This window comes from Saccharothrix sp. ALI-22-I (assembly GCF_001984175.1).
Lineage (GTDB): Bacteria > Actinomycetota > Actinomycetes > Mycobacteriales > Pseudonocardiaceae > Actinosynnema.
Map to the genome: position 1 here is coordinate 326,032 of NZ_MTQP01000067.1, position 19,045 is coordinate 345,076.

Annotated in this window: 20 protein-coding genes and 1 tRNA gene; all 21 read left to right on the forward strand. The window is 68.9% G+C overall.

Annotation, left to right across the window (positions count from 1 at the left end; all coding sequences use genetic code 11):
• Positions 1-917 precede the first annotated feature (917 nt).
• The 21 genes from ALI22I_RS33935 (at position 918) to ALI22I_RS34035 (ending at position 18,983) form a co-directional block, all read left to right on the forward strand.
• A tRNA-Trp gene (locus ALI22I_RS33935) sits at positions 918-990 on the forward strand.
• A gap of 70 nt (positions 991-1,060) precedes the next feature.
• The gene (locus ALI22I_RS33940; RefSeq protein ID WP_077009634.1) at positions 1,061-1,852 is read left to right on the forward strand and encodes a peptidoglycan-binding domain-containing protein; all 792 of its coding nucleotides are present in this window, start codon (positions 1,061-1,063) and stop codon (positions 1,850-1,852) included.
• 73 nt (positions 1,853-1,925) lie between these two features.
• Entirely contained in the window at positions 1,926-2,357 is a 432-nt protein-coding gene (locus tag ALI22I_RS33945; protein ID WP_077010129.1) for a phage terminase small subunit, read from the forward strand.
• 46 nt (positions 2,358-2,403) lie between these two features.
• Positions 2,404-4,044, forward strand: coding sequence for a terminase (locus tag ALI22I_RS33950; RefSeq protein WP_077009635.1), 1,641 nt, complete (start codon positions 2,404-2,406; stop codon positions 4,042-4,044).
• A gap of 14 nt (positions 4,045-4,058) precedes the next feature.
• Positions 4,059-5,495, forward strand: a complete 1,437-nt coding sequence (locus tag ALI22I_RS33955) for a phage portal protein (protein WP_077009636.1) — start codon at positions 4,059-4,061, stop codon at positions 5,493-5,495.
• Complete coding sequence (locus ALI22I_RS33960; protein WP_077009637.1) at positions 5,492-6,574, forward strand: VG15 protein; 1,083 nt, start codon at positions 5,492-5,494, stop codon at positions 6,572-6,574. The genes ALI22I_RS33955 and ALI22I_RS33960 overlap by 4 nt, the downstream gene beginning before the upstream one ends.
• A 30-nt stretch (positions 6,575-6,604) precedes the next feature.
• Positions 6,605-7,147, forward strand: coding sequence for a DUF7239 family protein (locus ALI22I_RS33965; protein WP_077009638.1), 543 nt, complete (start codon positions 6,605-6,607; stop codon positions 7,145-7,147).
• An 86-nt stretch (positions 7,148-7,233) separates the two neighbouring features.
• The gene (locus ALI22I_RS33970; RefSeq protein WP_077009639.1) at positions 7,234-8,295 is read left to right on the forward strand and encodes a phage major capsid protein; all 1,062 of its coding nucleotides are present in this window, start codon (positions 7,234-7,236) and stop codon (positions 8,293-8,295) included.
• A 68-nt stretch (positions 8,296-8,363) separates the two neighbouring features.
• Entirely contained in the window at positions 8,364-8,819 is a 456-nt protein-coding gene (locus ALI22I_RS33975; RefSeq protein ID WP_077009640.1) for a hypothetical protein, read from the forward strand.
• On the forward strand, positions 8,816-9,151 hold the full coding sequence (locus ALI22I_RS33980; RefSeq protein ID WP_202971134.1) for a phage head completion protein: 336 nt from the start codon (positions 8,816-8,818) through the stop codon (positions 9,149-9,151). The genes ALI22I_RS33975 and ALI22I_RS33980 overlap by 4 nt, the downstream gene beginning before the upstream one ends.
• Positions 9,151-9,510: a DUF5403 family protein gene (locus ALI22I_RS33985; protein WP_077009642.1), complete on the forward strand. Its 360-nt coding sequence runs from the start codon at positions 9,151-9,153 to the stop codon at positions 9,508-9,510. Before ALI22I_RS33980 ends, ALI22I_RS33985 begins: the two co-directional genes overlap by 1 nt.
• Positions 9,507-9,989, forward strand: a complete 483-nt coding sequence (locus ALI22I_RS33990) for a hypothetical protein (protein ID WP_077009643.1) — start codon at positions 9,507-9,509, stop codon at positions 9,987-9,989. Before ALI22I_RS33985 ends, ALI22I_RS33990 begins: the two co-directional genes overlap by 4 nt.
• A gap of 76 nt (positions 9,990-10,065) precedes the next feature.
• Positions 10,066-10,824: a phage tail tube protein gene (locus tag ALI22I_RS33995; RefSeq protein WP_077009644.1), complete on the forward strand. Its 759-nt coding sequence runs from the start codon at positions 10,066-10,068 to the stop codon at positions 10,822-10,824.
• A gap of 131 nt (positions 10,825-10,955) precedes the next feature.
• Complete coding sequence (locus ALI22I_RS34000; protein ID WP_077009645.1) at positions 10,956-11,300, forward strand: phage tail assembly protein; 345 nt, start codon at positions 10,956-10,958, stop codon at positions 11,298-11,300.
• A 59-nt stretch (positions 11,301-11,359) separates the two neighbouring features.
• Positions 11,360-11,668: a hypothetical protein gene (locus ALI22I_RS34005; RefSeq protein ID WP_077009646.1), complete on the forward strand. Its 309-nt coding sequence runs from the start codon at positions 11,360-11,362 to the stop codon at positions 11,666-11,668.
• Positions 11,669-11,671: 3 nt separating this feature from the next.
• Positions 11,672-15,562, forward strand: coding sequence for a hypothetical protein (locus ALI22I_RS34010; protein ID WP_077009647.1), 3,891 nt, complete (start codon positions 11,672-11,674; stop codon positions 15,560-15,562).
• Positions 15,563-16,423, forward strand: a complete 861-nt coding sequence (locus tag ALI22I_RS34015) for a phage tail domain-containing protein (protein ID WP_077009648.1) — start codon at positions 15,563-15,565, stop codon at positions 16,421-16,423. It begins immediately after the preceding gene.
• Between the two features lie 2 nt (positions 16,424-16,425).
• A complete protein-coding gene (locus ALI22I_RS34020; RefSeq protein WP_077009649.1) occupies positions 16,426-17,643 on the forward strand; it encodes a Gp37-like protein in 1,218 nt (405 codons plus the stop codon).
• A 63-nt stretch (positions 17,644-17,706) separates the two neighbouring features.
• The gene (locus ALI22I_RS34025; RefSeq protein WP_179118452.1) at positions 17,707-17,967 is read left to right on the forward strand and encodes a hypothetical protein; all 261 of its coding nucleotides are present in this window, start codon (positions 17,707-17,709) and stop codon (positions 17,965-17,967) included.
• Complete coding sequence (locus ALI22I_RS34030) at positions 17,967-18,728, forward strand: hypothetical protein (protein ID WP_077009651.1); 762 nt, start codon at positions 17,967-17,969, stop codon at positions 18,726-18,728. Before ALI22I_RS34025 ends, ALI22I_RS34030 begins: the two co-directional genes overlap by 1 nt.
• Positions 18,729-18,740: 12 nt before the next feature.
• Positions 18,741-18,983, forward strand: a complete 243-nt coding sequence (locus ALI22I_RS34035; protein ID WP_077009652.1) for a hypothetical protein — start codon at positions 18,741-18,743, stop codon at positions 18,981-18,983.
• Positions 18,984-19,045 lie beyond the last annotated feature (62 nt).

A 19,045-nucleotide genomic window follows, 5' to 3' on the forward strand; every position in this document is an offset into this window, starting at 1 on the left:
CTGCTCGGATACGCCTGCGGAGGCTCGTGCGGCGCCGAACTGGTGCTCGCGGAAACGGGCGGTTTCGGCCGCCGCGGCAGTGCCGGTCGCCCGTTCGCTGCCCATGCCCGCGACCGCACCCAAGGTGTGCAACCTGAGATAAGCTGGGTGGGCCCGCCAGGGCCCAAGCCTTCGAGGCTCCTCCTCACGTGGGCCCCTCCGGGGCCCCATCGCCAAGCCTTCCCAAGGAGGCTCAGCCCTTCGCCGCCGCGGGCCCGCCAGGGCCCCAGCCTCCACTCAGACCTTCGCCGCCGCTCAAGCCTGAAGGCATGTGGCCCAGGTCACAGCAAAGCCCGGTTCTAAGACCATGATCAACAACCGTATATATAAGTGAAAGCCTGAAACGCCAAGACGAAGTGCTGAAGGCTTAGGCCCCTTCGGGGCCTACAGACGAAGTCACTTAGGCAAATACAAGCCTTCTGCGCTTGTGCCTTCCAAGTCGCCTCGGGTCGGCAGCGGGTCCTCCTCTCCCCGCGAACGTCGTCGAGGCTCCTTCTTCCACGTCGTGAGGCGGTATTCGCCATGCCCCAGTGGTCCGGTTCTGACCGGCGTTCGCGCCTCCCGGCCGACTGGGTTCGCATCCGCGCCCGCATTCTGCGGCGCGACGGTTACCGCTGCACCCACCTCGACGACCTCGGGGAGCGGTGCGCGGAACCGGCGAGCGACGTGGACCACGTTCTGCCCGGTGACGACCACCGAGACGCCAACCTCACCTCGCTCTGCGGGTGGCATCACCGACAGAAGTCCTCCAAAGAAGGGGCGGCGGCGAAAGCCGCCAACTGGAGGCGGCAGAACGCGAAATTCCGGCGCACAGAGGATCACCCCGGCCTTCTGTGAATTCCTGCGGACGAGGGCGCCGGCCCCTCGTCTTGCTTCAAAGGCGTGTAGCTCAGCGGCAAGAGCAACGGTCTCCAAAACCGTGTGTCGCGGGTTCGAGTCCCGCCGCGCCTGCGCGCGATAACCCCCGTCAGCGAATCGGCTGGCGGGGGTTTTTGTGCGCCCTGCGAATGGAGATGAGCGTTTGTCCTACCTCCTGGCGCCCGCACTGGTGACCCTCCGGTCCCAGTTCGACCAGAAGTTCCCCGGCCGGAACAAGGCCAGCGACGGCTGGATCGGCGACGCGGCTCACCGCGCGCAGGGTTCGGCGTCCGATCACAACCCGTGGGTCGTGATCGACGGCCAGGCGTACGTGACCGCGCTGGACATCACGAACCACCCCGAAATCGGCCTCGACCTCAACAAGTTCACGGACCAGCTCCGGGTGGCGTGCCGCGACCAGGGCGAGAACCGCCTGAAGTACGCGATCCACCGGGCGCTGATCATGGACACCCGGCCCCAATTCCGTCCGTACCAGTGGACGGCCAGCTCGGGCCACTGGTCGCACGCGCACTTCAGCGTGATGAACGACCGGCGACTGCTGGACCCGCGTCCGTGGAACATCCCGATGCTGACGGGCACCAGCGCTCCGGCACCTGCTCCGGCGCCCGCGCCCGCCCCGGCGCCGCCCAAGCCCGCCGTTCCCGGCTGGCCGCTCCCGGCTGGGCATTGGTTCGGCGACTGGCGCGGCCCGAACGCCCAGCACGGTGGCGCTCCGGGCGCCCAGTACGACTGGGAGCGCCCGCACATCCGGGCGATTCAGGTCAAGCTCCAGCAGCTCGGCCTCGCGCCAGGCCACGCGGGCTGGGCTGACGGTCGTTGGGACCCGCCCACGACCGACGCGATGGCGGCCTTCCAACGGAAGTACCGCCCGAACCAGACGACGATCTGGGGCAAGTGCTACAGCGACGACTGGCAGCACCTGTTCAGCCTCTGATCGACGCGACCACGCCCGCCCCGTCTCCTCTCCACGGGGCGGGCGTCCCCTACTTCGCGAGGAGGTGATCGAGATGCCAGGTCCCGTGCCTGACCGCGAGGACAACCTCGCCCGGCCGCGTGAGCGGAAGGGCGGCGACGCCACGCCGGTTACCCGCGGCGTCCTGCGCTCGGTCACCGTCCCGCATCCGGACAAGGACTGGCACCCGATTGCGATCCGCCTCTACAGGGCGTTGAGGAGCTCGGGCCAGGCCGACTTCTACCAGGACAGCGACTGGGCCTTCGCCTGGTCGCTGTGCGAAGACCTCTCGTACTACAAGCGGGCGCCGGGTGGGAAGCGGTCGGGGCAGATGCTCCAGACCATCTACTCGGCGTTCGAGCGGCTCCTCGTCACCGAGGGGGACCGCCGCCGCGTGCGCATCGAGCTGCACGAGCCGGAGGAGGAGAGCACTCCCGCCTCCGTCACGGCGATTGCCAGCTACCGCGCGGATCTCGGCCTCGCCTGAGCCTGACCCACTGCCTCGCGGTTCCCCGCCTGAGGAGGTGTGACCAGTGGCGAACGTGCTGACCGCCGAGGAGATCGACGGGCTTGAGCCGTCGTTCCTAGGCCCCACCTGGCGGCGCAATCCGCTCGGCGCCTGGGAGCTGCCGCGCTACACCCTCGGCTGGCAGATCGCCGGGTGGTGCGCGGAGTACCTGCTCGCCGAGGACGGCGGGCCGTGGAAGTTCACGCCGGAGCAGCTCCGCTTCATCCTGTGGTGGTACGCGGTCGATGAGACCGGCCGTTTTATTTACCGCAAGGGCGTCCTCCAGCGCATGAAGGGCTGGGGCAAGGACCCCCTGCTCGCGGTGATGTGCCTCGTCGAGCTGGTCGGCCCGTCGCGGTTCTCGCACTGGGACACCAAGACGATGGAGCCGGTCGGCATCCCGCACCCGCAGGCGTGGGTGCAGGTGACCGCGGTCAACCAGTCGCAGACCACCAACACGATGGCGCTGATCCCCTCGCTGATGAGCGAGCGGTTCAAGAAGACCTACCGCATCCGTGACGGCGCGGAGCTCATCCGCGCCAACGGCGGCAAGTGCCGCCTCGAAGCCGTCACGTCGTCGTACCGCGCCATCGAAGGCAAGCGGACGACGTTCGTGCTGCTCAACGAAACCCATCACTGGGTGAGCGGCAACAACGGCCACAAGATGTACGAAACGATCGACGGCAACGCGACCAAAAAGGACAGTCGCTACCTCGCGATCACCAACGCCTACCTGCCCGGCGAGGACTCCGTAGCCGAGCGGATGCGCGATGCCTTCGAGAAGATGCTCGAAGGCCGCGCGGCTGCGATCTCGTTCCTCTACGACTCGATCGAGGCGCACCCGAGGACCCCACTGACGCCCGAGGCGCTGCGCATCGTCATCCCCAAGATCCGGGGTGACGCGATCTGGCTGCGCGTCGAGGCGATCATCGAGTCCGTCCTCGACACGACGATCTCGGCCAGCCGGTCCCGCCGGATGTGGCTCAACCAGATCGTCGCCGAAGAGGATGCCCTGTACGGGCCCGCCGAGTGGGCGGCCTGCCTGTGCGAGGGCGCGGTGCTGCGCCCCGGCGACGAGATCGTCCTCGGGTTCGACGGCGGCAAGTCTGACGACGCGACCGCCCTCGTGGCGATCCGCATCTCCGACTTCACGGCGTTCGTCATCGACGTCTGGGAACGCCCGGACGGCCCACAGGGCGAGAACTGGGAAGTCAACCGCGCGGCCGTGGACAGCACGGTGCACGAGACGTTCCGGCTATACGAGGTCAAGGCGTTCTACGCCGACGTCGCCCTGTGGGAGAGCTACATCGCCGACTGGGCCGAGGCGTACGGCGAAGGGCTCTCGGTCAAGGCACCGGGTAGCAACGCCGTCGCGTGGGACATGCGTGGTTCGCTCCAGCGTTCGACGCTGGCGCACGAGCGGCTCATGCGGTCGATCTTCGACGCGAAGCTGGGTCACAACGGCGACCTGGCCCTGAAGCGGCACGCGCTCAACGCGCGTCGCCGCACCAACAACTACGGCCTGAGCTTCGGCAAGGAGTCGGCCGATTCCCCCCGGAAGGTTGACCTCTACGCGGCCTTGATGCTCGCGCACGAGGCGCTCTACGACCTGCGCACGCGGGGCAAGAAGACCAAGAAGCGCACTGGGCGCGGTTACTTCATGTAAGGCGGTGAAACCCCTTGGCAGACACAAGTCCCGCGTCCCTCGCGAAGCAGCTCCTGGGCATCCTCTACAAGGACAAGGCCCGGCTGGAGCGGATCGACGACTACCTGCACGGGCGGCACGACGACCCGTACATGCCGGAGACCGCCGACGCGGAGTACAAGATGCTGGCGAGGCGGGCGGTGTCCAACTGGATGCCGCTACTCGTCGGCACCCCCGCCCAGGCGCTGTGTGTGGACGGGTTCCGGCGCGGTCGGCCCGGCGAGCTACCCAAGGGTGGCGACGGCGCGACCCTGCCCGAGTGGGATCACTGGGAGCGCTCACGCCTGGGCGCCCGGCAGTCCGCAATCTATCGCGGCGCGCTGGGCTACGGCCACAGCTTCACCCTGACCGAGAAGGTCAAGGGGCGCGTCCGCTCCAAGGGCCTGTCCGCGATGAAGACCGCAGCCCTGTTCGAGGACCCCGCCAACGACGAGGTCCCCTTCGCCGCGCTGACGATCGTCCAGCATCCGCGCGGGGACGAGCGCGGCATCGCCCGCATGTGGGACTCCCGCAACGAGTACAAGGTCACCTTCAAGTCGTTGTCCGACCTGGACAGCGTGAAGGTGCAGAACGGCCGTCGTCACGGCTCCAGCGAGTGTCCGGTCACGAGGTTCGCCGCCCTGGTGGACTTGGAGGGCCGGACGATCGGCGTGATCGAGCCGATGATCGAGCTCCAGGACCGTATCAACCAGACAGTCTTCGACCTGCTCATTGCCCAGACCGGCGGGAGCTTCAAGGTCCGCTACGCCTCGGGCATGGCACCGCCGGTTAAGCGCGACCCGGAGACCGGCGAGCCCGAGCTCGACGAGCAGGGCAACCCCGTGCCCCTGCCCATCAACCTCAACGCCAAGCGGTTCCTGTTCGCCGAGGACGCCGACGTGAAGTTCGGCTCCTTGGACGAGACGCCGCTCGGCGGCTACATCGAGTCCATCGACATGAGCATCCGCCACCTGGCGGCCGTGTCTCAGACTCCTCCGCACCACCTGCTGGGTCAGATCGCCAACCTGTCAGCGGAAGCCCTGCTGGCCGCGGAGACCGCGCTGTCGCGCAAGATCGAGGAGTTCCGCCGCGTCTTCTCCGAGGCGTGGGAGCGGGTCTTCCGTCTCGCCGCCGAGCTCGCGGGCGACTCCGCGTCGGCCGACGACTGGCATGGCGAGGTCATCTGGCGCGACATGGAGCAGCGCTCCCTGGCGCAGTCCGCGGACGCCCTGGGCAAGCTGGCTGACCAGCTCGGCGTGCCGAGGCGCGGCCTGTGGCGGCGCGTTCCGGGCGTCACGCAGAACGAGATCGACGACTGGGAAGACCTGCGCGAGCAGGAGGACGCCGAGCTCCAGCTCGCGCAGTCCATCCGCCGCGCCACCACCCCGGCACCCAAGGTCGAGTTCTCCGACGCCTCGCAGGTGGCTGCGTGACGGCGCCCGTCCCGGCCTCCGAGTCGGACGCCGCGTCGGTCGCCTTCCACCTGGCGCTGACCCAGATCGGCGTCGCCACAATCCAGGACGCCTTGGATCTGTGGTCGAACGTCCCGCCAGCCAGGACCACCGCGCTCAGCGCGGCCTGGCTGGCGCGGGCCGTCCGGTTGGTGATGATCCGCAGGCGTCAGTCGCGGGACCTGGCGATGGCCTACTACCGCCTCGCCCGCGCGCTGCGCACCGGCACGACGATCGCCGACCCTCGGCGACCCGCCCCGCCCTACGTCACCCTCTCCATGCTGCGCGCCGAGTTCACCGCGCTGACAAGCCCTGAAGCGCCCCAGGAGGACGCCGAGGAGCCTGCCGGTACGACGAGCCGGCCCATCCCGGAGAGGCCCGCAGAGAGCGGGCCCGAGCCCGAGAGCCGGCCCACCGACACCCCCGAGGAAGACCGAGTCCCCGTCGAGACGATCGACGGCCTCGACCGCGAGCTGGAGCGCCTGGAGCGCGAGGCAGAGGCCGAGGCCCGCCTCGTGCTTGAAGTCCTGGGACTGGACAACCTCGACAGCAAGCTGAACGAGATCGACGAGGAGCTGCCCGCGTCCGAAGTGGACGCGATGCGCGCCGAGGCCCATCGCAAGGCCGGAGCACACCAGGCCGCCGCCGCCGAGCGCGTCGCCATGAACGGTGCCAGGAGCACCACGTGGGCGACGGCCGAGCGCGACCGGCGCGTCCTGGGGTACGTCCGTCTGTCCCGCACCGGGACGCCGTGCGGCTGGTGCGCCATGTTGATCTCGCGTGGGGCGGTCTACCGCTCCGAGCAGTCCGCGATCTACGCGGACGGCGACAAGTACCACGACGGCTGTCACTGCTACTGCGAGGTGATCTACACCCGCGAGCAGTTCGACCAGTCGTCGCTGACCTCCCTGAACCGCCGCTACAGGGCCGAGTGGAAGACCCACATCGCCGACAAGGGGTTCAAGGGCAAGGCGGCGCTCACGGAGTGGCGTCGCCGCATCCGCCGGGAACAGCGCGAAGCCGCGCGCCTGGCCCGTGCGCGTCCAGGTGACGCGGCGTGATCCACCCCGAGAACGTCCAGGAGGCGTCCCGTGCCCGAGTCCGTCCAGCCCGACAAGTCCGCCGAGGAGTCGAAGACCGATGACCAGCAGGCCACGGGGAGCGCAACGACCCCCGAGGGCGGCGAGGTATCCGGCGACGGTTCGACGGCCCCCGAGGTAGAGGGCGACGACGCCCGCGAGGACGAGCTCCCGGCCTGGGCGCGCAAGAAGCTGGAGAAGGCCAACGCGCAAGCCGCGAGCTACCGCACCCAGCTCCGTGACGCGCAGACGGCGCTGGAGAACGCCAAGACGCCCGAGGAGTTCCAGGCCGCCACGGCGACGCTGACCGAGAAGGTCGCGGAACTGGAGCACCAGCTCGTGCGCGAGCAGGTCGCCCGCAAGTACGAGCTGCCCGACGAGCTGGCCACGCTGCTCACGGGCAAGACGGCCGACGAGCTGGAGGCGGTCGCCAAGACGCTCCAGAAGTACGCGCCCACAACGGAATCCGTCGTGCTGGGCGGGGGTCTGACCCCCGACGACGGCGACGACGGCGAGATGGACCCCCGCAAGCTCGCCCGTCGCACCCGGCGCTAGCCGACCGCTAGCCGAGCACACCCCCGCCCACCAGCCCCCGAGCCGATCCGGCCGGGGGCTTTGTCATGCCCCGGAGGAGCCACACAGTGCCCACCCCTCAGCACCAGGTAGTCAAGCCGGAGAAGCTGGTCGCGACCGCGATCGGGATGCTGGAGCAGGAGCTCGTCCTGCCGAACCTCTTCCAGAAGGAGGGGGTTGACCAGTTCAAGGGGTCCAAGGACGACACCATCACCGTCAAGGTCGAAGGTGTGCTGCCGTTCCACGAGTACGCCTGGCGGAACGACCGCTCGACGGGCATCCAGTTCGACGAGTACGCGGAGCGGAAGATCCCCGTCACCTTCGGTGGCAACTTCTACAGCGCCGTCAAGCTGACCGACGAGCAGAACGACTTCGACATCGACCAGTGGGCGAAGTTGCTTCGCCCCCAGGTCAAGGCGGTCGCCCGCGGCCTGGCTCGGCGCTGCGTCACGACCCTGACCGGCGCGGCCTACAACGTCGTGATCGGCAACACCGAGCGGAACCTGCGCGGCGCGCTGGTCGAGGCGCGGCGCGTGCTCAACGCCTTCCGCGTGCCGGACGGCGCCCGCTACATCGTGGTCGGTTCCGACTTCGAGGCCGCCCTGCTCAACGACGAGAAGCTCAACCTCGCGCAGTACGTCGGCGACGACACCGCGGAGAGCGCGCTGCGCTTGGCCTCGCTGGGTCAGAAGATGGGCTTCAGCTTCGTCGTGGACCAGACGATCGCCCCCGGCGACGCCTACGCCTTCGCCAGCTCGGCGTTCATCCTGGCGACCGCAGCCCCGTCTGTGCCGCAGTCCGTCCCGTACGGCGCGACCACGTCCTTCGAAGGCTTGGGCCTTCGCTGGGTGAGGGACTACGACTCCGAGTACATGCAGGACCGCTCGGTCGTGAACTGCTACGCGGGCACGCGGAACGTCAAGGACGTCCTGGTCGGCTGGGACGAGGTGAACAAGACCGAGGTCATCTCGGCCTCGGAGCACTTCGTCCGCGGCATCAAGCTCCAGCTCGACGGCGCGTCGAACTACCCGGCCGCTTCCTCGGAGCTGGCACAGATCACCGGCATCAGCGACGCCAGCGTCTGGACCCCGACCGGCCGCAAGGTCGAGACGGACCCGGCCAACGCCTGATCCCCTGAGCACGGCGGCACGTCCACTTCGGGCGTGCCGCCTGCTCGCGTGCGCAAGGAGACACGAACATGGAGCCCTTCGCCACGCTGGACCAGCTCAAGGCCCGTCTGGACTGGACGCTCGACGACGACGAGGAGCGCCTCGGCGCTGCCGCCCTGGACGACCTGTCGGGCTGGGCCCGCCACTACGGCCGCCCGTGGCCCGACCCGCTGGCGGCCCCGCAGCTCGTCCGCACACTGGTGCTGGGCGCGGCGGTGCGCTACATGCGCAACCCCGAGGGGTACGTCACCTCTCGCGCGGGCGACGAGACGCTCACCTGGGCCGAGCTCGGTGACAGGGCGGGTTCGGCGCACTTCAACCGCGACGAGCTGCGGGCGCTGACCGCGATGTCCGGCAAGACCGCGCTGCTGTCCGTGCCGACCACGAGCTGGGCCGCGCGACCCAAGCCGGACGCCTCGTACGTCCCCGTGACCGGTGGCGGCAAGCGGCTCCCGATGTTCTCCGACCCGGAGAGCCCCTGGTGAGCCACCAGCGCAAGCGCGGGCAGCCCGCCCGCATCTGGAAGACCGTTCAGACCACCGACCGGCGCGGCAACCACGTGACCCGCGCTGAGCCCTCCGGCCCGCACGAGGTGCGCGCGGCGTTCATCCCGCAGCGCAGCTCGAAGGCCGAGGTGCCCGGCCAGCAGCAGATCAACGTGACCCGCATGATCGTGTCCGCGGACTTGGAGGGCGTGAACCTCTGGTCTCGCGTGGAGTGGCGCGGCAAGCAGTGGGACATCGTCTCGCCGCCGCAGTACCACCACGGCACGCGCCGCACCCGGCACTGGTCACTCGACATCCGAGAGAGGCCGTAGTGGCTGAGGTGTACCGGCGCGTTGGGCGCCACAAGATCGAGAAGCTCATCGCCCTGCACCGAACCGTGCAGGACGACCTGGACCGCATCGCCCTTGACCGCGCGGAGAACGCCGAGGCCAGGCTCGCCGAGCACCGTCACGACGGCGACGCGCAGATCAGCATCGACGTCGGCGACATCGACCGCTACGTAGTCCTCGACGACGAGCGCGGCCTCATGGCCGCCCTGTCCATCGAGTTCGGCCGCGCGCCCGTCCCGCCGACCGAGGACAACCCGGACGGCCGCGCGGGCATGGAGGGCCTCGGGGTTCTCCGCGACGCGATGGGCATGCAGCGCAAGCCCCGCAGGGGCAGGCGGTGATCGACCTCCCCGCCAGCGTGCTGGCCCTGGTCGAGCTGACGCCGATCGAGGACATCTGCCTGCGCATCCTGCGCGACGGCCTGCCGGACGTCCCCGTGGTGTCGCTCATCGCCGACGACGCCCCCGGCCTGTTCATCCTCGTACGCCGCCTGCCCGCGTTGGGCGCCTGGCGCGGTGACCCGCGGTTCACCGACGCCGCGCGGTTCAGCATCAACGTCTTCACCCAGGACCCGGACGGCGACGAGAAGGGCGCCCTCGTCAGCGAGGCCGTGCGCGTGGTGATGCGCAACGCCTGGCTGGCCCACGCCTCCTACCCCGGCCTGGGGTCGGTCATCTCGATCAGGATGCGCGCCGAGCCGAGTCGCAAGCCCGACTGGGCGACCAGTTCGGGCCCGGTCCAGTACGCCGACCTGCCCACCGGCATGTGGCGTTACGAGAGCACCTACGACCTGGAGATCCGCAAGCCGCGTAGGCGCTGACCCTCTCCCCCTCACCCCGCCCTCGTCGAGGAGCGGGGTCTTTGCTGACCCCCGATTCCCTTGGGAGGGAACGACTTTGGCACTCGACGACGGCGCCACTCTCGTCATCGACACCGGCAACTACCTGCTGGCCCCGACCGGCACGGAGATGCCGTCCGACCTGACTTCGCCCGCGGCCCCGTGGGAGAACGTCGGCCACACCTCGCTGGAGGAGCTGCTCAGCATCACCTCCGAGGGCGGCGAGGCCACGGTGCTGGCAACGCTCCAGAACAAGACGCTGCGCACGCGCTACAGCGCACGGACCGAGCGGATGACGTTCGTGCTCCAGCAGTTCGACATCAAGGGCCTGCGGCTGTTCTACGGCGCGAACGCGCCCCTGCTGGCCAACGGAACCCTGGGCGTTCCGACCGACCCGAAGCCGACCGTCTCGGCGATCCTCATCGTGTTCGTGGACGGCGACAACACCTTCGCCTTCTACGCCCCGAAGGCCGAGATTTACCGGGCGGACGACCTGTCCCTTTCGGACACCGAGTCCCTGGCGGGTATGCCGATCGGCATCACCCCGCTGGTTCACGGCACCAACAACTGGACCTACGCGGTGACCCCGCTGACCAGCACCCCGGCCTCCGTGGTTGCCACGGGTGCGACGGCGGGCAGCCCCGGCGCCTTCACCCCGATCGGCGCGGCGCTCCCGGCCAGCCTCACGGCGCTGCGTGCGGCCTCGATCACCGCCTCCCCGGCCACGGCGTGGGCCACCGGCCAGTACGTCGTGCTCGGCGACTCCACCCAGGCCCACTGGGACGGCAACTCCTGGGAGTCCGGCGCGGCGGCCTGATCCGCGTCTCCCCCTGACGCCCGGCGCGCACGTGCCTTGCGGACCCGCGTGCGCGCCGGACCACCGCTCGCGGTGGTCCTTCCCCGGTCCGCTTCCCCCTGTGCCACAACAACCCTGGAGGTCCGCAAACCGTGTCCAGCTTCTCCCTCGACGACATCCGCGCCGCCGCCGACCGCAAGTACGGCAGCACCGACATCGAGGTCGGTGACACCGTCGTCCGCCTGCTCAACCCGCTCCGGATGCCCAAGGCCCAGCGGGACAAGCTCATCGGCATTCAGAAGGAGATGGAGGTCGAGGGCGAAGAAGTGGACCAGGTCGTGGTCTTCCAGAACGCCATCCGCACCATCGCCCAGACCGCCACGCAGGCCAACGCGCTGATCAAGGCCATCGGCGACGACTTGGGCGTGCTCGCCGAAGTCTTCGAGCGCTACACGGAGGGCCAGAGCGTGGGGGAAGCCTCGTCCTCTGCCGCCTGATCGACGACTACGGGCGGGGCCTGTATGCGGACCTGCGCTTCCACTACGGCATCGACCTGGTGGACGTCATCGAGTGCCGCGGACCGGCCCCGTCCTTCGTCATCGCTCTGGTGCAGAGGCTGCCCGACACCTCCATGACCCGTGCACTCGCCAACGGCGGGATGCACCACTTCGGCTGGGGCATCGACCGGCACATGGCTGCCGACACGTTCGACGCCCTCAACCAGAACACCCGCGCCACCGGCAACTGGGGCAAGAAGCCCCCGATCTTCCCGGAGTGGCCGCGCCCCACGGACAAGCCCAAGGACACGCCCGCAAAGAAGCGGGTCTCCGTGGCGGATCTGCACGCCCGCATCTCCAGGAGGTAGCCAATGTCTGGCACACAGATCATCGGCCGCGTGGCGGTCAAGGTGCTGCCGGACACCGAGGAGTTCCGGGCCGACGCCGAGCGCAAGCTCACGATCGTCGAGAAGGCACTAAGGGACGTCAAGGTCGTCGTCAAGCCGAACCTCGACATGACGGGCGTCGCCGCCCAGGCGCGCAAGGTGCGGGAGACCGCGGCCAAGCAGCTCGACGGCATCACCCTGCGCGTGAAGATGGACGACCAGGGCTCGGTGCAGCGGGGCATCGCGCGCCTGCGCGCCGAGCTGGACAAGCTCGACGAGAAGGAGATCAAGGTCGGCCTCAATCGGGCCGACCTGACCGCCAAGCTCGGCGCTCTGGAGAAGCAGCTCGCGCAGATCGCCACCCTGGACCTGAAGGTCCGGCCCGGCAGCGCGGCGTCCCTCCAGCGCGCCGTGGCCAAGATCGACGCCGAGCTGGAGAAGCTCGCCGAAGTCGATCTCAAGGTCAAGATGGACAAGGCGTCGCTAGAGAAGGCTCGCAAGGAGCTCCAGGACCAGATCAACGCCGCGGCGACCATCGACCTGAAGGTCAACAAGGCCAGCAGTGCGAGCCTGAGCTCGGCCATAGCGAAGATCGACGCCGAGCTGGAGAAGCTCCGCGAGGTCGAGATCAAGGTCAAACCCGACCGCGCCTCGCTGGAGAAGGCCAAGGCCGAACTGGAGCAGAAGCTCCAGTTTCAGCACCGCCTGCAACTGGTTGCCAACTACGCCAAGGCGGACGAGATCCGCCAGCGCGTGCAGGCGCGGCTCGACGGCGTCAAGATCGCGCCGACCCTCGACCAGGCCACCGCCGCCAAGACGATGCGCCAGATCGAGGCGTACGCCGAGAAGGTCGAGCAGCTCAAGGCGCAGATCAAGCCCGAGCTGGACCCGGTCGCCCGGCGCAAGCTGGAGCGCGAGATCGAGGACATCGAGGACCGCATCAGCGGCCTGACCGCCGAGATCCACACCGACGTCAACGCCGTGGCGCAGAAGGCGACCCAGGCCAAGCTGGCGGCGTTGGCCCGTGCCCGCCGGGTACAGATCGTCGTCGAGCTGAACAAGGCAGCAGCCGCGCGAGTGAGCGCCGCCCTGGCCGCGCTGTCCGGCGCCCGCGTTGCGGGCAACTGGATTCGTCGCCTCGGCGAGGCGTTGTCCAACCTGGACAAGAGCGTCCCGATCATCGGCTCGATCGCCCTCGCAGTCGCCGGGCTGGCCGGTTGGGCGATCACCGCGGTCTCCAACCTCTTCGCGCTGTCGGCGTCGCTGGCGCAGATCGGCGGAGCGGCGCTTGCGCTGCCCGGCATCTTCGGCGGCATCGCGATCGGCGTGGGCGTGGCCATCGCGGTCCTCAAGGACTTCAACGAGGTCATCCCCGAGGTCAAGGAGCGGCTGAGCGCCCTCCAGGACCAGCTCTCCGAGCGGTTCTGGAGCGTGGCCGAGGCCCCGATCCGCCGCCTGGTGGACAAGCTGTTCCCGTCCCTGGAGAAAGGGCTCGGGCGCACGGCCGACGCCCTTGGCACGTTCTTCGCCCGGCTCGCCGACTCCCTGACGAGGGCACTGCCCGCAGAAGTCCTCGACGGGATGTTCGCCGGGCTCATCGCCTCGATCCGCATCGCGAGCGCGGGCACGGACGCCTACGCCGGAATCCTGGCGAAGCTCGGCACGGTCGGCGCGTCCTACCTGCCGCGCCTGGCGGGTTGGTTCGTTGATGTCTCCCGGCGCTTGGACGAGTTCCTCGGGCAGGCCGCGGCGGACGGCCGACTCCAGACCTGGATCGACCACGGCATCCAGGCGCTGGCCGACCTCGGCACGGTGATCCTCCAGATCGGACGGATCTTCGCCGGGGTCATGAAGGCGGCCGAGGCCGCGGGCGGCTCGACGCTGAGCACGCTGGCCGACGCGCTGACCCGCATCGCGGACATCGTCAACGGCGACCGCTTCCAGCACGGCCTGACCGAGGTCTTCCGCGCCGCCCACGAGGCGATGGACCTGATCTCCTCGAAGTCGGGCCCGGCGGTCGCCCGCCTGCTGGAGAGCCTCGGTCAGACGCTGACGTTCATCCTGCCGCTGGTAGGCAACGCCATCGGCACGCTGCTCGACAGCGTCGCCACGGCCCTGAGCCAGCCCGCCTTCCAGGGCGGCCTGGTGCTGATGTTCCAGGGCATCCACGACGCCGTCGTGGCGCTGGCCCCGGCCTTCGAGCCGCTCGGCCGCGCGCTGGGCGTGGTGGGCATGGTCATCGGCGAGATCGCCCGCGTCCTGGGCCCACTGCTGGGCGAGGTGCTCACCACCGTCGCCGACGTCGTGGTGAAACTCGCGCCGCGCATCATCCAACTGGTCGACGTGCTGGGCGACGGCCTGCTGCGCGTGGTCGAGGCCCTCTCGCCCGTCTTGCTGCGCCTCGCCGACGCGCTCGCGCAGGCAGCCGACGAGGGCCTGATCCCGGCACTCACCAAGGCGATCAACGGCTTGGTGCCTGCGCTGGAGAAGGTGCTGCCGATCATCGGCGAGGCACTGATCACAGCGTTGGAAGCGCTGACCTCGGGCGACCTTCTACCCAAGCTCGCCGACCTGTTCTCAGACCTGGTCGGCATCTGGGCGGACACCGTCGCCGACATCTTGCCGCAGCTCATCGAGCTGATTCCGACCGTCGCGGATGGCCTGATCAGGATTCTCGACGCGATCACTCCGCTTCTGCCGGACCTCGCGGAACTGGCGCTCACAATGGCCGAGACGCTCGTCCCGGCATTCGTGAGTTTCGTGCAGAAAGCGCTTCCCGGCCTCATTGACGGAATCGTGAAACTGGTCGAGGTAATCGACCCGATGATCGAGAAGTTCAATCAGGTCAACAGCGAAATCCTGCCGATTCTGCTTCCCGCGATCCTGGAACTGGCGAAGTACCTCGGCGAGAACCTGTCCACCGCCCTGTCCGGGATCGGTGACATGTTCAAGGGCACCTTCGAGACCATGAAGGGTGCCTGGGACATCTTCTCCGGGTTCCTCACGGGCGACTGGGACAAGGTCTGGAACGGGATCAAGGAAGTCGGCAAGGGGATTTGGGACGGAATCGGCGGCCTGTTCGATCTGTTCCTCGGCGTCACCATGCTGGCCCCCCTGAAGAACAAGCTCGTCGAGATGGCCCAGAAGTGGGGAGAGTCCTGGGACGAGAAGAAGCGGAAGCTCGGCGAAGTCGCCAGCGAGATGGGGCGACGCTGGGGCGAGTTCTGGTCGAACCTGGGCTCCACGTTGCGCTCCAAGGCCGAAGAGGTCAAGAGCAACATGGCCGAAGCCTGGGAGAACATCAAGCAGAAGGCGTCCGACGCCTGGCGCTCGATCCAGGACACCGTCCGGGACGGCGTGCAGGGCGTCATCGACTGGGTGAAGGGCATTCCCGGTCGCATCGTCGAATCCCTCGGCGACCCCGGCCGAATCCTCGTCGAGGCGGGCAAGAAGGTCATCGACGGATTCCTTAGTGGAATCCGGAATGCCTTCCAGCGCGTGAAGGACACGCTCTCTGAGCTGACTTCCCTGCTGCCCGACTGGAAGGGGCCGGCCTCTCGGGACCGGACGATCCTGTTCGGTGCCGGACGCCTTGTTGTTGACGGCTTCATCGACGGTCTGGAATCGCGTTACGACGCGGTACGCGCCTCGCTGAAGGGGCTCACTGAGGATGTAGCCGGAACCGAATTCATCGCCCCCGACGTAGGCGCTCCCGGCGTCGCACGACGGATCGCGGGAATCGCGGACGGCGCACTGTCGAACGGCGAGCGCGGCGCTCAGAAGGTTCTCAACTACTACGCGGCACCCGGCTCGTCCATTTCCTCCGAGGAGGATCTGTTCGCCGCCTCGGGTCGCGCACGAATGGTGGGCTGGTAAGTGCCACGTCTTCAACTCGAATCCGCGACGGACGTCTTCGACCTCGACGACGCCCTGAAGAAAGGGAGGGGGGTACAGGCCCTGTCCGGCGCGACCGGGCTCGGCCTGCCCCCCGTCGCCGTCCAGTGGCTCAGCGGCGCGGGCGACGGCGCGATCTACCGTGGCAAGCGCGTACTGCCGCGCGACGTCGATCTCCCGTTGCTGCTCGAAGCGCCCGACCGCGTCGAGCTCCAGCGCCTGGTGACCCGGCTGGCGGTCATGCTGGCCGAGCCCTGCACGCTGCGCTGGGTCGAGGACGACGGAACCTCGTGGACCACCACCGTGGTCCGTGTAGGCGGCGGCGACTACGCCTTCGGCGCCGACACGATCGGTGAGACCGACCTCTTCCTGGTCGTGACGTTGCGCGCGGGAAATCCCTTCTTCACCTACTCCGTGCCCACGCGCAAGACCATCGGCGAGCAGGCCACCACCCGCGGCCTGCTCGTCGGCGGCTTGGCGAACATGAACGTTGCCAGCTCGCAGGCCATCGGCCAGATCCAGTTGGAGAACACGGGCGACGCCTCGGCCTCCCCCCTGTGGGAGGTCATCGGCCCCGGCCGCGACTTCAAGGCGATCTCGCCGACCGGCGAACTGCTGCACTGGCGCGGCACCCTGGACGTCGGCCAGAGCCTGATCCTGGACGCCAGCCTGGGCACGGTCGTCGATCACCTCGGCGCGAACCGCTACGGCGAGCTCGCGCCCGCCCCCAAGTTCTGGTCCATCCCTCCCGGCACGACCACCGCGACGGTCAGCCTGGAGGACGTCATCCCCGAGTCGCGCATCGTGTGCACCTGGCGACCCCGGAAGTGGATGGTGATCTAGCAGTGCAGCTCGCCGACCTCACCGTGGAAGTGCGTGACCGCGACCTCAAGCGCCTGGGCCTGATCCGGCCCGAGGAGCTCAACCTCCGCATCGAGGGCGAGCACAACGGCATCGGCACGTGGAAGCTGGAGCTGGCCGCGGAGCACCCCCTCGCGAGCGTCCTGCGCCAGCCCGGCTCCGGGATCATCGTCACGGGCCCGCAGGACATCCTCATGTCCGGGCCGACCGTGAGCCCGGTCGTGGTCACCTCCGCGGACGACCCGGAGGGCATGGTGTCCGTCGAGGGCGTCAGCGACTCCGTCGTGCTGGCCGACATGCTGGCCTGGCCCCAGCCGTCCAACCCGGACCCGACCACGCAGGCCCTCTCGCACGACGTGCGCCAGGGCGACGCCGAGTCCGTCATCCACGGCTTCGTCAACGCCAACTGCGGACCCGCCGCCCCGGCCGCGCGCCGCAAGGCGAGGCTGCGCATGGGGACCAACCTGGCCCGCGGTCCCCAGGTGAAGAAGTCCGCCAGGTTCCCCGTACTGGGCGCGTTGATCGCCGACGTCGCCGTCATGGCGGGTCTGGGGTTCCGGGTCGTGCAGCGCGGCACCGAGTTGGTCTTCGAGACCTACCAGGTGACCGACCGCAGCCTGGACATCCGCTTGGACGTGCTGACCGGCACGCTGGCCTCCCAGTCGGTCGCCGTCGCCCCGCCGGGCGCCACGCAGGTGATCGTGGGTGGCCAGGGTGAGCTGACGAACCGGAGCTTCCTCGCGGCCACCACGCCTGAAGCCCTTGCGGCGGAAGCGGAGTGGGGGCGCCGCATCGAGCGGTTCGTGGACCAGCGGCAGACCGACGACCCGGCCGAGTACCAGCAGGCAGCGGACGAGGTGCTCGCCGAGGAAGGGTTCACGGCGGTCGCCATGCGCGCGGTCCCGACCGACGACTTGACGATGCGCTTCGGCATCGACTGGCACCTGGGCGACCGCGTCGCGGCGGTCGTCGGCTCGGGCGAGCTCACGGCCGTGGCGACCGGCTACGTCCTCGTGGTCGGCGCGGGCGGCGTACAGCTCGGCGCGATCCTCGGCGACCCGAGGCAGTTCGACCGGAACGAGACGCTCAACCGGCGCTTGGAGGACGCGCGCAAGCGCATCTCGGCGCTGGAGCGCAACGCAGAGATCGGAACGACCGCCACGGACGACGCGGCGGTCATGAGCCTGATGGGGGTGTGGTAGCGCGTGGCGGCAACGCCGAAGGTGCTGGCACGAACGACGCTGTCCAACACCGGGAGCTTTCCCGTGGCGACCGTGCCTACGGGCAAGCGCTGGGTACTGACGAACCTGATCATCACCCACAGCGGGAGTATCAACGCCGCGAGCGTCTACGTATGGGTCTCGCTCAACGGCACGCCACTCGTCGCCTGGTACGTGCTCGCGCCGGGCAGCGTCTTCACCCTCGACTGCGCCCAGGTGTTGGAGAGCGGCAACCAACTCCAGGCGTGGAGCGACAGCGTGGGACTCGTCGCCATCAACGCCTCCGGAGTGGAGATGGACCTCTGATGGGCATCCATGTCTTCAACGCTCGAAACGGCCCGTTCGTCAATACCACCAAGATGCAGTTCGCCTTGACCGGTGGTGGTGTCAAGTCGGTCGCCTCCGACCGGAGTGTGGCCTGGAGCAGGCGGTTCTTCGCCATCAGCCTGGGCAAGGGGCGCAACTGGACCACGGACGGGCGCTTCGAGATTCTCATGCCCCCTGATGGCACGGTCATCCCCAGCGGATCAGGCGGAACGGGCGTCACCGTGACGTCCGGGCGCATCCCCATGCCCCTGTTCTCGTCGTTGTGGTACGTCCTGCCCCTGGGTCGGGACAAGGTCACACGCAACGACAACTTCCGCATCACCGACTACCTCGACCCCGGAACCTGGGACACCCCTGATCACTGGATCTTGTTGGCCACTCGCAACGAGGACGCCAACGGCACGCCCCCGGTCAAGTGGGGTACGGGCGAATTCGGCGACTACTGGCGTCCGCTGTCCTTGCTCAACGGCTGGGTCAACTACGGCGAGGAGTGGGCCACCGCGGCGTACCGCGCGGGAGGTGGCGGCCTGGTGGAGGTCCGCGGCCTGGTCCGCTGGGGCACCGCCAACCACGTCGCGACCCTTCCGGCCGGGTACCGGCCCTCGGCCACCCTGCTCACCGTCCAGAACCAGGCCGACACCTTCAACCGGATCGACGTCCGCGCCAACGGCGAGATCCTGCGCCTGGGCAGCGGCAACAACTACATCACGCTGAACGTGGTCTTCCACGCCGACCAGTAGGAGCTGCTGCCCGTGACCGCCCCGAACGCGAGTGCCGTCCCTGGCGTGCCGCTGCGTCTGCTCGGCTGGGAGTACGACCACGCTGCGGACATGATCCTCGGCGTCTTCACCGACGCCCCCGCGGCCGACGACCCCAACCCTGCGGCCTTCCAGCCTGCGCTGCGCTACGTCGTGGCCCTGGAGGTCATCGCGAGCGAGATCCACGCGCTCGCCGAGCAGCCGGAATCCCCGGCGCCCGAGCCGGCCCCCGCCTAGCTTCCCGTCCCCGAAGCCCCCTGCGCCACGTTGCGCGGGGGGCTCCGCCTTGTCTCCAGGAA

What these genes read in the sequence shown, in the direction of transcription:
- ALI22I_RS33945 (WP_077010129.1), top strand. Translation starts at nt 1,926, where the DNA reads ATGCCAGGTCCCGTGCCTGACCGCGAGGACAACCTCGCCCGGCCGCGT.
- ALI22I_RS33975 (WP_077009640.1), top strand. Translation starts at nt 8,364, where the DNA reads ATGGAGCCCTTCGCCACGCTGGACCAGCTCAAGGCCCGTCTGGACTGG.
- ALI22I_RS34010 (WP_077009647.1), top strand. Translation starts at nt 11,672, where the DNA reads ATGTCTGGCACACAGATCATCGGCCGCGTGGCGGTCAAGGTGCTGCCG.
- ALI22I_RS34030 (WP_077009651.1), top strand. Translation starts at nt 17,967, where the DNA reads ATGGGCATCCATGTCTTCAACGCTCGAAACGGCCCGTTCGTCAATACC.